Origin of the sequence: Hydrogenophaga sp. PML113 (assembly GCF_001777155.1) — a bacterium.
Classification (GTDB): domain Bacteria; phylum Pseudomonadota; class Gammaproteobacteria; order Burkholderiales; family Burkholderiaceae_C; genus Hydrogenophaga; species Hydrogenophaga borbori.
The window spans coordinates 147501-160755 of sequence record NZ_MIYM01000009.1 but is presented as its reverse complement, the minus strand read 5'-3'; the positions used below and the strand labels follow the sequence as shown (position 1 = coordinate 160755).

The 13255-nt window shown below is 72.5% G+C and carries 13 protein-coding genes (1 of these 13 running past the window's edge); 4 read left to right on the top strand and 9 right to left on the bottom strand.

Annotation, left to right across the window (positions count from 1 at the left end):
• The first annotated feature begins 35 nt into the window (after positions 1–35).
• Both BHU06_RS17390 and BHU06_RS17385 read left to right on the top strand, forming a co-directional pair.
• Positions 36–1253 carry a cyclopropane-fatty-acyl-phospholipid synthase family protein gene (locus tag BHU06_RS17390; protein ID WP_139147097.1) on the top strand — a complete coding sequence of 406 codons (1218 nt, stop codon included), beginning with the start codon at positions 36–38 and terminating at the stop codon, positions 1251–1253.
• Between the two features lie 35 nt (positions 1254–1288).
• Positions 1289–2131, top strand: a complete 843-nt coding sequence (locus BHU06_RS17385) for a creatininase family protein (RefSeq protein WP_070400461.1) — start codon at positions 1289–1291, stop codon at positions 2129–2131.
• A gap of 271 nt (positions 2132–2402) precedes the next feature.
• On the opposite strand, the gene BHU06_RS17380 is transcribed toward BHU06_RS17385, so the two are convergent.
• Positions 2403–3074, bottom strand: coding sequence for a histidine phosphatase family protein (locus tag BHU06_RS17380; RefSeq protein WP_070400460.1), 672 nt, complete (start codon positions 3072–3074; stop codon positions 2403–2405).
• A 232-nt stretch (positions 3075–3306) separates the two neighbouring features.
• Here BHU06_RS17380 and BHU06_RS17375 point away from each other — a divergent pair, with 232 nt between their 5' ends.
• Entirely contained in the window at positions 3307–5619 is a 2313-nt protein-coding gene (locus BHU06_RS17375; RefSeq protein WP_070400459.1) for an ATP-binding protein, read from the top strand.
• Here BHU06_RS17375 and BHU06_RS17370 read toward each other — a convergent pair.
• From BHU06_RS17370 to BHU06_RS17340, 7 genes are read right to left on the bottom strand one after another with little or no spacing between them, the layout of a single operon-like run.
• Positions 5603–6574, bottom strand: a complete 972-nt coding sequence (locus BHU06_RS17370; RefSeq protein ID WP_070400458.1) for a threonine dehydratase — start codon at positions 6572–6574, stop codon at positions 5603–5605. The genes BHU06_RS17375 and BHU06_RS17370 overlap by 17 nt on opposite strands.
• A 10-nt stretch (positions 6575–6584) precedes the next feature.
• Positions 6585–7259 (bottom strand): VOC family protein, encoded by a 675-nt coding sequence (locus tag BHU06_RS17365; protein WP_070400457.1) that lies wholly within the window; start codon positions 7257–7259, stop codon positions 6585–6587.
• Positions 7256–8122 carry a PhzF family phenazine biosynthesis protein gene (locus BHU06_RS17360; protein WP_070400456.1) on the bottom strand — a complete coding sequence of 289 codons (867 nt, stop codon included), beginning with the start codon at positions 8120–8122 and terminating at the stop codon, positions 7256–7258. The genes BHU06_RS17365 and BHU06_RS17360 overlap by 4 nt, the downstream gene beginning before the upstream one ends.
• A 4-nt stretch (positions 8123–8126) precedes the next feature.
• Complete coding sequence (locus tag BHU06_RS17355; RefSeq protein WP_254668198.1) at positions 8127–8756, bottom strand: glutathione S-transferase family protein; 630 nt, start codon at positions 8754–8756, stop codon at positions 8127–8129.
• 59 nt (positions 8757–8815) lie between these two features.
• Positions 8816–10015: a PLP-dependent aminotransferase family protein gene (locus BHU06_RS17350; protein WP_070400455.1), complete on the bottom strand. Its 1200-nt coding sequence runs from the start codon at positions 10013–10015 to the stop codon at positions 8816–8818.
• Positions 10012–10944 carry a DMT family transporter gene (locus BHU06_RS17345; RefSeq protein ID WP_070400454.1) on the bottom strand — a complete coding sequence of 311 codons (933 nt, stop codon included), beginning with the start codon at positions 10942–10944 and terminating at the stop codon, positions 10012–10014. Before BHU06_RS17345 ends, BHU06_RS17350 begins: the two co-directional genes overlap by 4 nt.
• A complete protein-coding gene (locus BHU06_RS17340; RefSeq protein ID WP_070400453.1) occupies positions 10941–11555 on the bottom strand; it encodes a LysE family translocator in 615 nt (204 codons plus the stop codon). Before BHU06_RS17340 ends, BHU06_RS17345 begins: the two co-directional genes overlap by 4 nt.
• Before the next feature lie 146 nt (positions 11556–11701).
• Between BHU06_RS17340 and BHU06_RS17335 the strand changes: the two genes are divergently transcribed.
• The gene (locus tag BHU06_RS17335; protein WP_070400452.1) at positions 11702–13114 is read left to right on the top strand and encodes a PLP-dependent aminotransferase family protein; all 1413 of its coding nucleotides are present in this window, start codon (positions 11702–11704) and stop codon (positions 13112–13114) included.
• Between the two features lie 30 nt (positions 13115–13144).
• On the opposite strand, the gene BHU06_RS17330 is transcribed toward BHU06_RS17335, so the two are convergent.
• Positions 13145–13255: the 3' end of an ATP-binding cassette domain-containing protein gene (locus tag BHU06_RS17330; protein WP_070400451.1), read on the bottom strand. 1764 nt of this gene lie beyond the right edge of the window; the window shows 111 of its 1875 coding nt (coding positions 1765–1875); its start codon lies beyond the right edge, outside the window — the gene reads right to left on this strand; it ends in the stop codon at positions 13145–13147.

The following is a 13255-nucleotide window of genomic DNA, read 5'->3' as shown; positions in this document are numbered from 1 at the left end:
GCTTGACGTCAATACCACCATTGGAGGGGTCCTGCATGGGAGCAATCGTGGAAATGGCGCTGATGCCCTGGGCACGGCGCATGCAAGACAAGGTCAACCTGCCGGTGCGGCTGTACTGGCGCGACGGCGGCGAGCCGATCGACCTGGGCCGCTTCGAGCGCCCCCAGGTCACCATTCGCGTGAAGGACGCGAGCGGCCTGCCGCTGCTGATCGACCCCAACCTCGACACCCTGGGCCGCGCCTATGTCGAGGGCCTGATCGACGTCGATGGCTCGCTGGGCGACGTGCTGGCGGCGGCGCACGGCCTGGCCAACCACGCCCAGCCCGAGAGCGGCCTGATGGGACGCATCAAGCGCAGCTTCCGGCACACGCGCGAGACCGATTCCGAGGCCATCCAGTACCACTACGACGTCTCCAACGCCTTCTATGGCGAGTGGCTGGACCACAACATGGTCTATTCCTGCGCCTACTTCGAGAACGGCGACGAAAGCCTGGACGAGGCGCAGGAGAAGAAGATCGACCACATCCTGCGCAAGGTCCAGTTGCGACCGGGCCAGCGCCTGCTCGACATCGGCTGCGGCTGGGGCGCGCTGGTGCTGCGCGCGGCCGAACGCTTCGGCGCGCACTGCGTGGGCGTGACGCTGTCGAAGAACCAGTTCGAGCTGGCCACCGAGCGCGTGCGCCGCGCCGGCCTGCAGGACCGCATCGACATCCGCCTGCAGGACTACCGCGACATCAACGACGGCCCCTTCGACCGCATCACCAGCGTGGGCATGTTCGAGCACGTGGGCCTGGAGCACCTGGTGCCGTACTTCCAGCAGATCCGAAAGCTGCTCAAGCCCGATGGCTGGGCCATGAACCATGGCATCACCAGCACCGACGCCAACGACGGCGAGACGGCCAACGGCGGCGGCAGTTTCATCGAGCGCTACGTGTTTCCTCACGGCGAACTGCCGCACATCGCCACCGTGCTGCGCACCCTGCAGGAGGGTGGCCTGGAGGCCTTCGACATCGAGAACCTGCGCCGCCACTACGCGCGCACCTGCGGGCTGTGGAGCGAGCGCTTCGAGGCCAAGGCCGCCGCGCTGCGCGCCATGGTGGACGAAAAGACCTGGCGCATCTGGCGCGTCTACCTCGCGGGCTGTGCCTGGGCCTTCGAGCACGATCAGATCGCGCTGTTCCAGGTGCTGTGCCGTCCCTCGGGCCGGCTGGCGGCGGAGCTGCCGTGGTCGCGCCGCTGGCTCTACCGCTGAGCCGCGGGCGGCGGCGGCGCCCGTAAGATCGGGCGATGTCCGCCGCCACCCCCTCCTCGCGTTACTGGCAAGACCTCGGCAGCGCCGAGTTCGCCGCGCTCGACCGCGGGCGCGCCATCGCCGTGCTGCCCGTGGCCGCCACCGAGCAGCACGGGCCGCACCTGCCGCTGTCGGTGGACGCCGACATCGCGCGCGGCGTGATCGAGGCCGCTCAGGGGCACCTGCCGGCCGATCTGCCCGCGCTGTTCCTGCCGCTGCAGGCCGTGGGCTTCTCGCCCGAGCACGCGGCCTTCGCGGGCACGCTCACGCTCAAGGCCGACACGCTGATGCGTCTGTGGACCGAGCTGGCCGAGTGCGTGGCCGATGCGGGCGTGAAGAAGCTGCTGATCTTCAATACGCACGGCGGCCAGGTGGGCCTGCTGGACCCGGTGGCGCGCGACCTGCGCGCGCGCCGCGGCCTGCTGGTCGTGAGCACGAGCTGGTTCCAGCTGCCGCTGCTCGACGCCCATGGCCAGGACGTGAACGCGCGTTTTTCCGCGCACGAGCAGCGCTTCGGCGCGCACGCGGGCGAGGTCGAGACCGCGCTCATGCGGGTGCTCAATCCGGGCCGGGTGCGCATGGAACTGGCGCGCAACTTCGTGTCCAGCAGCGAGCAGCGCGCCGAGCGCTTCGAGATTCTGGGCAATGGCCGCAGCGCGAAGTTCGCCTGGCAGGCACAGGACCTCAACCCGGCGGGCGCGGCGGGCAACGCGGCCGCAGCCACGGCGGAGAACGGCCGTGCGCTGCTCGACGCGGCGGGGCGGGCGTTGGCGAAGCTGCTGGTGGAGATGGACCGGTTGCCGGCGGACACGCTGCGGCAGGGCGGATCGGCGGGCTGATCTGGGCGGGTGGGCGATGCGCCGCTGAGCTGGTCGCTGCTGTGCGCTGAGGCTTCGGGGCGCTGTTTCTCGGCAATGTTCCTCGTCGCGGCTTCGCATGGGCCGCCGGTGTGGGTGCCCGTTCTCCGGCCCACGCTCGCGGTCCACCGGGGTATGCGCCCGCGAGCGTGGGCCGGAGAACGCGGACCCCGCCAGCCGTCAGCGCGAAGCCGGCGAGCGAAACAGACGAGCGAAACAGACGCGTGAAACAGGCAGAGAGCCGACAGAACGCTCAGGCGTACGTGACCCAGTCCTTGTGGTCCGGCCCGTCCAGGTGCGGCAGCGTGTTGTAGGTCAGCAGGCTGTGCCGCTTGGGCGTGAACTGGAACTCGGTCACGGCGCTGTTGCGGATGCGCAGGTTCAGCTCGATGCTCGCCTCCGGGCTCAGCCCCAGCACCTGGCCCACGGCGGTGGCGATGGGCCCCCCGCTGGACACGATCAGCACGTTCTTCCCATGGTGCGTGCCGCGCACGTGCGCCAGCGCCTCGGCCACGCCGCGCGCGAAGCCGTCGTAGCTGGGCATGCCCTGCGGGCTCACGGTGCCCGCCATCCACTGCGTCAGGCCGTCGCGCAGCAGGCGGAAATGCTGGCGGTACTGCTCGGGCGTGTCGGGCTTGGCCAGCGGCTGCGGGTGCACGCAGCGGATCACCGCATCGGCGTCGTACTCGTTCAGGCCCGCCATCACCAGCGGCTGCAGCGCGAGCCCGGCGCCTTCGGCGATGCCGGCCCAGGTCTGCTGGTGGCGCCGCAGCGAACCGGTGATCACGGCGTCAAAGCCCAGCCCGCGCTCGGCCCAGTAACGGCCCAGGCGCAGCGACTGGCGCCGGCCCAGCTCGCTGAGCTGGTCGTAGTCGGCGGCGCCGAACGAGGCCTGGCCGTGTCGCACGAGGTAAAGCGTTCCCATGGCGCGATTCTGGGTCGCGGGCCGCGGCGGCTTTTGTCCCGGCAGCGACTGAACCCGGCCCTGGCTGTCACCTGTGCGAAAGCGCACCATTCGCCGGGCCGCCCGCGCTGGGGGAGCGGTTTGCACCGTTTTCGTGCCGCTTATCCGGGCGCCGTGTGCGGGAGCGCGTGCTGCAATCGGTCATTCTTCCCAAAGGCGTCGCCGGCGCCCGGTCCGCGTTCCCCCTCTTTCGATGGCCACCGGTATCCCCGAACTCATGTGGTTTCACCTGCCCACGCTGCTGGCGGTGTGGACAGGCATCGACGTTGTCATCGGTCTGGCCTTCTGGGCCCAGCACCGGCGCCTGCGCCACGTGGGCGGCCTGGGCTGGTGGGCGCTGGCCTGCCTCACGCACACCTGCGCCGCGGCGGCCATGATGGTGCGCCCGCTGCTGCCCGGCTGGGTGGGCATGCCGCTGAGCAACCTGCTGTTCTCGCTCACCTTCGCGCTGCTGTGGGTGGGCTTCCGGGCCTACCTGGGCCTGTCGGTGCGCCGCGTGATGACCGGCGTGTTGCTGCTGCTGCTCGTGCAATGGCCGGTGAACGTGTTCTTCATCGAGGTCATCGACAGCCTGCCCGCGCGCCAGTTGCTGTGGCTGGGCACCAACGTCGCCCTGCTGCTGCTCATGATCGGCGACGCGCGCGCCCACCGTCCCTGGCCGGCGCCGACGGAGTTCCGCGCCCTGGAAAGCGTGCTGTGGCTGCAGGTGGCCCTGCTGCTGGGCTATGCGCTGATCGCGGTGGTGCTGCGCTGGCCTTTCCTGCCCGCGGTGGCGCTGCTCACCTTCTGCTTCCTGATCGCCTACCTGCTGTGCGTGCTGGCCTTCCAGTGCCTGTTGATGCTGCGCCTGCGCGACGAGGCCCAGGCCGCGCGCGCCGTGCAGCGCCAGCGCGAGGCCGACCTGCAGCGCCTGGTGGACAACCTGGACGCCGGCGTGATGGTCTTTCACCCCGACCACACGCTGTGGCGCATGAACACCGCGGCGCGGCGCTTCCTCACCTGGAGCGCGGTGGGCGCGGACGGCGTGGTGCCCGAGCCGAGCTACGAGAGCTGGCTCATGCTCGACGAGAACGGCCAGCCGCTGCGCCGCCACGACCGGCCCTTCGAGCGCGTGCTCATCACCGGCCAGCCGGTGCGCGACGTGGTGGTAGGCCTGCCGATCGATGGCGGCGCGCGCCTGCGCTGGGCGCTGTGCAGCGGCTATCCCGAAAACGATTCGCAGGGTGGCCTGCGCCGCGTGGTGCTGACCTTCATCGACATCACCGCCATGAAGGACGCGCAGTCGGAGCAGAAGGCGCTGGAGGCGCGCCTGTCGCAGTCGCAGAAGATGCAGGCCCTGGGCACGCTGGCCGGGGGCGTGGCGCACGACTTCAACAACATCCTGACCGCGATCCTGGGCAACGCCGACCTCGCGCGCGAGGACTTGCCGGCCCAGGCGCCGGCGCACGAAAGCCTGGGCGAGATCAGCACCGCCGCGCGGCGCGGACGCGAGCTGGTGCGCCAGATCCTGACCTTCAGCCGCCAGCAGCCGCTGGCGCGCGCGCGCGTGCCGCTGGCCGCGGTGGTGGTGGAGTCCTGCGCGCTGCTGCGCGCGGCGCTGCCCTCGCAGGTGCAGCTGGTGCAGACCATCGTGCCGCCGCTGCCCGAGGTCTCGGGCGACGCCACCCAGCTGCAGCAGGTGCTGGTGAACCTGGGCACCAACGCGCTGCACGCCCTGCCCGCGGCCGGCGGACGCATCGAGGTCGCGCTGGACAGCGTGCCGGTGTCGCAGGCGCAGCTGCCCCCCGCGCTGGCCCAGGCCTGCCGGGCGGCGGGCCTGCCCGTGCTGCGGCTGCGCGTGATCGACGACGGCTGCGGCATGGACGAGCGGGTGCAGCGCCGCATGTTCGAGCCCTTCTTCACCACCAAGCCCGTGGGCCAGGGCACCGGCCTGGGCCTGTCCGTGGTGCTGGGCCTCGTGGAGGCGCACGGTGGCCATATCGAGGTGTGCAGCACGCCCCAGAAGGGCACCACCATCACGCTGTGGCTGCCACCCTTGCCCGCCGACGAAGCGACAGCCGAAGACAAACCCGTCACAATGCCCGCCGTGGAAAATCCCCAGCCCCGACCCGACGCCCCGGCCTCGCCGGAGGCCGCCCCTCACATCCTCTACCTCGACGACGACGACACGCTCGTCTTCCTGGTGCGACGCCTGCTGGAGCGGCGCGGCTACCGCGTGACGGCCCTGTCGGTGCAGGCCGACGCCCTGGCCGCCCTGCGCGACAAGCCTGGCGAGTTCGCCCTGCTGCTCACCGACTACAACATGCCCGGCATGTCGGGCCTGGAGGTCGCGCGCGAGGCGCTGAGCATCGAGCCACGGCTGACGGTGGCCGTGGCCTCGGGCTACATCACCGACGAGCTGCAGGCCGAGGCGCGCGCCGCCGGTGTGCGCGAGGTGGTCTTCAAGACCGACGCCGTCGAGCAGTTCTGCGAGATCGTGGCGCGGCTGGTCAAGTCGAGCGACTGAGCACGCGGGCGAAGGCCTCGCTGTCCACGTTGCCGCCGCTGAGCACGGCGCCCACCGCCTGGCCGCGCAGGTGCTCGCGCTCCTGCCAGGCCGCCGCGAAGGCCGCGGCGCCGGCGCCCTCGGCCACGTTGTGCGTGTCGGCGAACAGCGCGCGCATGGCCTCGGCCACGGTCTCGTCGCTCACCCGCACCACGTGGTCCAGGCCGTCGGCCAGCAGGGGCAGCGCGTCGGCCTCGGCCACGCGGCAGGCCATGCCGTCGGCCAGCACCGTGCTCACCGGCGCCGGCACCACGCGGCCCGCGGCCAGCGAGTCGGCGTAGGTGGTGGCGCCGCTGCTCACCACGCCCACGATGCGCACGCGGTGGCCCAGCGCGCGCTTGGCGGCGATGGCCGAGCACGCGCCCGAGCCCAGGCCGATGGGCACGTAGGCGACGTCGAGTTCGGGCACGGCGCGCAGGAACTCCCACCAGGCGGTCGCCACGCCGCTCAGCAGGTCGGCGTGGAAGCTCGGCACCATGTGCGCGCCGCGCTCGGCCGCCAGCGCGCCGGCGTGCTCGCGCGCGGCCTGGAACTCGTCGCCGTGCTCGATCAGCGTGGCGCCCAGGCTGCGCATGGCGGCGTTCTTCTCGACCGAGTTGCCGTGCGGCACGACGATGGTGCAGGCCACGCCGTGCGCGCGCGCGGCCCAGGCCACGCTCTGGCCGTGGTTGCCGCGCGTGGCGGAGATGACCTCGCGCGGCAGCGCGCCGCGCCGCGCGAGGTGCTCGAAGTAGGTGAGGCCGCCGCGGATTTTGAAGGCGCCCACGGGGGTGTGGTTCTCGTGCTTGATCCAGCAGGCGGTGCCCAGGCGCGCGCTCAGCGTGGCCCAGCGGTACTGCGGCGTGGCGGCGAAGGAGCGGTAGACCGTGGTGGCGGCTTTTTCGATGCAGGCAAGGGTAGGTAGGACGATGCTCATGGACGGAGGTTTAGGGCTTGGCCAGCAGGTCCAGGTCCTGCTGGCCGTCGTGCAGGTGGGCGCTGATCAGGGCCTCGCCCTCGCGCACGCGAAGGCGCATGCCGATGGCGTCCAGGGCCGTGTTCAGTGCCGCCGCACGCGGATGGGCCAGTTGCAGCCCGCGCAATTGCAGGCCGCTGGCGGGCAGGGTGGCAACCGGGTGGATGCCGCCCCACTGGATCAGGGTGGGCAACAGGCCGTCGAAGCCGCGCGCGCCGTCGTCGCGCACGGTGATGCGCCATTGCAGCAGGCCGCGCGGCGTTTCGCGCGAGGCGGTGAGCACCGGGCCGGGGTCGATGCCCTGCGCCAGCCAGGCGGCGCGCGCGGCTTCGATGTCGTCGACGCGCGCGACCCAGTGGATGGGCTGCGGGCCGTGGGCGCGCAGGCGCTCGCGCAGCGCGGAGTCGTCCAGGTCGAACCAGCGCCGCAGGGGTGCTGCGCGCGTGGGCGTGGCCGCCGGGTTGATGGCCAGCAGCTCGAGGTAGGCGCGCTCGGCGCCGTCGAGCCGCAGCAGGCGGTTGTGGGTGCCGAACAGCGCGTGCGCGCCGCCCGGCGCGGGCGTGCGGCCCAGGGCGCTTTCGCACCAGTCCACGCCCTCGGCCAGCGTGGCGGCCGCGACCACGAGGTGGTCGAACGTGGCGTTCACAGCAGCACCGTGCCCTGCACGCAGCTGACCGATTCGCCGCCGACCCAGATGGTGCCGTCGGCGGCGCGCTGAATATGCACGCGCCCGGCGCGGCGCAGCGCGGTGCCCTGGCTGGCCACGTAGCGCTCGGGCGCCAGGCCAGCGCCGATCAGCCACTGCGCCAGCGCGGCGTTCAGGCTGCCGGTCACCGGGTCTTCGGCGATGCCGTTGTTGCCGGGGAAGAAGGCCCGCACCTCGAACGCCAGCTCGGGGTCGGATGGGCGTTGCCCCACCACGCCCACCTTGCCGCGCGGCCCGACCACACCGATGTCGAGGCCGCCGAGCACGGCGGCGTCGGGCCTCACCGCCAGCACCTGCTCGGCGCTGCGCAGCAGGACGGCGCGCCAGCCCGGGCCGTTGTCGCACCAGCTGTGCGCCAGCACGTCCTCGCGCGCGATGCCCAGGCCACGCGCGATCAGCGCCACGTCGGCCTCGTCCAGCGGGCCCTCGCGGCGCCGCGGCGGGGCCGCGAAGGCCAGGCGCGCGCCGTCGCGGCGGATGCGCACCAGGCCCACGCCGCATTCCTGCACGATGTCATCGCCCCGGGGCCGCCCGCCCGCGCTGAGCCAGGCGTGCGCCGTGCCCAGGGTTGGGTGGCCGGCGAAGGGCAGCTCGCGCCCCGGGCAGAAGATGCGCACGCGGTAGTCGGCGCCGGCCTGCGTGGGCGGCAGCACGAAGGTGCATTCCGACAGGTTGGTCCAGTCGGTGAAGGTCTGCATCTGTTCGGTGCTCAGGCCCTCGCCGTCGAGCACCACGGCGAGCGGGTTGCCCAGGCAGGGGGTGGCGGTGAAGACGTCGACTTGCTGGAAGGGGCGGGTGTTCATGGGCTCAGGCCAGGGGAAGGTCCAGCACGCCGCGGCTGCAGGGCATGGCCAGCCAGCCGGCGTACCAGCGCTCGAGGTGCGGCCAGGCCGGCCGCGGCTGCGGCAGGCCGAACCAGCGGTGGATTTCGCAGGCGATGGGGAAGTCGGCCGCGGTGAGCTCGTCGCCGGCCATCCAGGGGCGCTGCGCGAGGTGGCCGTCGAGCCGCTCGAACAGCGGCTCGGCGGCGCGCACCGAGGCCTCGATGGCGGCCAGGTCGCGCCGCTCGGCCGGGGTGCGGATCCATTGCGTGAACGCCGGGCTGCCCGCGCGGTTGAGCGTGGTCTGCTGCCAGTCGAGCCAGCGGTTGGTGTCGGCGCGGGTGCGCAGGTCGGCGGGCATGCCGCGGCCCTGGCGCTCGCACAGGTAGCGCAGGATGGCGTTGCTTTCCCAGAGGGTGAAGTCGCCGTCGCGCAGCAGCGGCACCAGGCCATTGGGGTTCAGGGCGCGGTAGGCCGGCGTGTCCACCACGCCGTGGCTCAGGCCGGCGTCGGTGCGCGGCAGATCCAGGCCGAGCCACTGCGCGCACAGCACCACCTTGCGCACGTTGATGGAGCTCAGGCGGCCCCAGAGGTGCAGTCCCTGAGCGGCGCTCACCGGGGGAACCTCCGTGCTGCGCCCGCCGGTGCGAGCGCCTTCGGGCGGCCGTGCGGCGCTCATGCGGTCGCGGCGGCCCGGCGGGGCAGGTGTTCGCGCACCGCCTGCGCCAGCGCGGCGATGCCGCGATCGATCTGCTCGACCGTGGCGGTGACGAAGGACAGGCGCAGCGAGCGGATGTCGGGCGCGTCGGTGAAGAAGGGCGCGCCGGGCACGAAGGCCACGCCGCGCGCCACCGCCTGCGGCAGCAGCGCGGTGGCGTCCATGCCCTCGGGCAGGCGCACCCACAGGAACATGCCGCCGTCGGGGGTGTTCCATTGCACGCCCAGGCCGGCCATTTCGCGCTCTAGCGCGGCCAGCATGGCGCGGCACTGCGAGGCGTAGAGCGCGCGGATGGTGGGCACGTGGCGTTCGAGGAAGCCCTCCTTGAGCACCGCGCTCACCAGGCGCTGGTTGAAGCTGGGGCTGTGCAGGTCGGCCGCCTGCTTGGCCTGCAGCAGCTTGGGGTAGACGGCCGTGGGCGCGACGATGTAGCCCAGGCGCAGGCCCGGCGCCAGGATCTTGGAAAAGGAGCCGAGGTAGAGGCCGCCCTCGGGGTTCCGCGCCGTCAGGGGCGCGGGCGGCGGGGCGTCGAACCACAGGTCGCCATAGGGGTTGTCTTCCACGATGGGCAGGCCGGTCTCGGCGGCGGCGCGCACCAGCGCGGCGCGGCGCGCTTCGCTCATGCTGCGGCCCGTGGGGTTCTGGAAGTTGGGCAGCGCGTAGAGGAAGCGCGCGCCGCTCGCCTGGCGGCGCAGGTCGTCGACGTCGAGGCCTTCGGCGTCGCTGGCCACACCCACGAACTGCGGCTCCATGGGCGTGAAGGCCTGCAGCGCACCCAGGTAGGTGGGCGTTTCCACCAGCACGCGGCTGCCGGTGTCGATCAGCACCTTGGCCACCAGGTCCAGGCCCTGCTGGCTGCCGGTGGTGATGAGCACCTGCGCCGGGTCCACGGCCCAGGGCAGCTGGCGCGCCACCCATTCGCGCAGTTGCGCGTGCCCCTCGCTGGACGCGTACTGCAGCGCCGCGCGGCCGTCGTTGCGCAGCACCTCGGCGCAGGCCTCGGCGAAGGCGCTCACGGGGAAGGTCTGCGGCGAGGGCAGGCCGCCGGCGAAGCTGATGATCCCGGGCTTCTCGGTGACCTTGAGGATCTCGCGGATCACCGAGGGGTTCATGCGTTCGGCGCGGCGGGCCAGGGTCCAGGGGGTGGCGGAGCTCATGTGGGGGCCTTGTGGATGGACGGGGAGGGGACGGGCGGCGCGGCGCCGAAGCGCCGGCCGGCGAACACGCTGGCCACCACGGCCAGCGCGAACACCAGGGTGAGCGCGTCCAGGCGCTCGCCCAGCAGGGGCACCGCAGCGGCGATGCTGATGAAGGGCTGCAGCAATTGCAACTGGCTCACGCGCAGCGGCCCACCCAGCGAGAGCCCGCGGAACCAGGCGAAGAAGCCGGCCCACATGGAGAACACCGCCACGTAGGCCAGGCCGAGCCAGGCGCTGAGGTTCACGCCGCGCTCGGGCCAGGTGAGCAGCGCGGCCGGCAGGGTGATCGGCAGCGCGATCGCACAGACCCAGCTGATGACGCGCTCGGCGCCCAGGGCGGGCGTGACCTGCGTGCCACCCACGTAGCCCAGCGCCGCAGCCAGCACGGCGCCGACCAGCAGCGTGTCGGCCCAGCCCAGGCCGAAGCCGTGCCCCGCCTGGTGCGCGCGCAGCAGGCTGTAGGCCACCACCAGCGCGCTGCCCAGGCCGGCGAACAGCCAGAAACCCAGGCGCGCGCGCTGGTGCATCAACCAGGCCGCCATGGCCGCGGTGGCCAATGGCAGCAGGGCGGTGAACACGGCGGCGTGGCTGGCCGTCACGTGGCGCAGCGCCCAGCCCAGCAACAAGGGAAAACCGATCACGTTGCCCAGCACCGCCAGGGCCAGCGGGCGGCGGTGCTCGGGGCGGGGCATGGGCGCGCGCGTGACCCACAGCCAGGCCAGCGACAGCCCGCCGGCGATGGCCGCGCGCGCCCAGGTGACGAACCAGGGCGAGAGCTGCGGCGCGTCCAGGCTGCCCGTGGCCAGGCGCGTCATCGGCAGCGTCAGGCCGAAGACCGCCACGCCGAGCAGGCCCAGCAGCCAGCCGCGTCTTTCGTCGCGGCTCATACGGTGAGCATCCACAAGGCGGTGGCCACGAGCACGCCGGCCAGCACGCGGTTGAACCACAACAGGCGCTCGCCCTGCGCGAGCCAGTCGCGCAGCAGCGAGCCGATCAGGGCGTAGAGAAAGTTGCTGGTGAAGGCGAAGAACAGCATCACCCCGCAGACGATGAGCAGCCGCTCGCCTGGGTTGGGCGCGGGCGCGCCCGCGCTGCTGATCACCCAGCCCGCGCTGAGCGTGAGCGCGAGCATCCAGGCCTTGATGTTGATGAACTGCAGCCCCACGCCTTGCCAGAAGCCCACCTGCAGGCGGGCCGGGTCGGCCTGCGACAGGCGCGCCGTGCGCGCCAGCATCCAGGCCAGCCAGAGCATGTAGGCCACGCCCACCCCCTTCACGGCCCAGCGCAGCGCCGGCACGCCGGTGATCAGCGCGCCCATGCCCAGGCCGCTGGCCAGCATGAGCAGGATCCAGCCCGTGGGCACGGCCAGGCAGAAGCGCAGGGCGCGCCGCAGGCCGAAGTTGGCCGCCAAGGCGGTGGACAGCGTGGTGTTGGGCCCCGGCGAAAAGCTCATCGCGGTGCAGAAGATCAGCAGGGCGGTCAGTTCGGTCGCGGACATGGGGCGGGTCGGTCGGGCGGAAGGGAAGGGCTGGCGCTCGGCGAACGATCAATGTACCCTTTGCCATCAATACAGAGCCAATACAGTTTGCCCGTTCAGTTCGCACACTGTATGGGCCTGACGGGCAATACACACAAGGCCACCCCATGCTGCTGAAGACCGCGAACCAGTCGCTCACGGAGCAACTGGCCGAGCGCTACGCCGATCGCATCCGCCAGCGGCTGCTCGCGCCGGGCGCGCGCCTGCCCTCGGTGCGGGCCTGCGCCCGCCTGCACGGTGTCAGCCCGTCCACCGTGGTGGCGGCCTACGACCTCCTGCTCGCCCAGGGCCTGGTACAGGCGCAGCGCCAGCGCGGCTTCTTCGTGCGCGAGCCGCTCACGCCGCGCGCCGAGTCGCGCAGCGCTGCGCCGCTGCCGCCGGCGCAGAGCCCCATCAACGCGACGGCCCTCATCCGCGGCATGTTCCACCAGGTGAGCGACAAGCCGCAGCCCGGCATGGGGGTGTTCCCGCCCGACTGGCTGGAGTCGACTTTCATGCCGGCCGCCGTGCGCCGTGTGGCCTCGGTGCGCGCGCTCAACGAAACCTCGCTGAGCTACGGCGAGCCGCGTGGCGACGAGGGCCTGCGCCGCGTGCTGGCGCAAAAGCTGGCCGGCATCAACGTGCACGTCGACCCGGCGCAGGTCGTCACCACGGTGGGCGCGACGCACGCGCTCGACATCGTCAGCCGCACGCTGCTGCGACCCGGCGACCCGGTGATGGTGGAGGAGCCGGGCTGGGCGGTGGAGTTCGCGCGCCTGGCGGCGCTGGGCATGCGCGTGCTCACCGTGCCGCGCGGCCCCGACGGGCCCGACCTGGCGGTGATGGAGCGCCTGGCCGAGGCGCACCGGCCCAAGCTGTTCGTCAGCGTGAGCGTGCTGCACAACCCCACCGGCTACAGCCTGTCGCCTGGCGCGGCGCACCGCCTGCTGCAGCTCGCGCAGCGCCTGAATTTCCACATCGCCGAGGACGACACCTACAGCCACCTGGCGCCCGAGCACGCCACGCGCCTGAGCGCGCTCGACGGCCTGCAGCGCACCATCTACGTCAGCGGCTTCGCGAAGATTCTGGCGCCGAACTGGCGCATCGGCTTCCTGGCCGCGCCGCCCGGCCTGGTCGAGCCCCTGCTCGACACCAAGCTGTTGAGCACGCTGACCACGCCGGCTCTGCTGGAGAAGGCCCTGGCCTACTGCATCGAGCAAGGGCAGCTGCGCCGTCACGCCGAGCGCGTGCGCACCCGCCTGGACGCCGCCCGCACGCGCAGCGTGAAATTGGCACTGGGCGCGGGCTGCCGCTTCGCGGCCGAGCCGTCGGGCCTGTTCGGCTGGGTCGACACCGGGGTTGACACCGACGCGCTGGCCCAGCGCCTGCTGGACGATGGCTACCTGATCGCGCCCGGCGCCCTGTTCCACGCCGCGCGCACGCCCAGCACGCTCATGCGCATCAACTTCGCCACCACGCAGGACGCGGCGTTCTGGCGCACGTTCTCGCGCCGCGTGGCCTCGGCCAGGGCGGGCGCGTAAGGCGCGGGTGCGGCGCCTGCGCCGCTGGCGTCAGCGCGCGCCCAGCGCCTCCTGGCGCTCCAGCGCGGCCATCCACTCTTCTTCCACGGCCACCAGGCGCTGCGCCACCTCGGCTGCGCGCGCGGGGTTGGTGCCGTACAG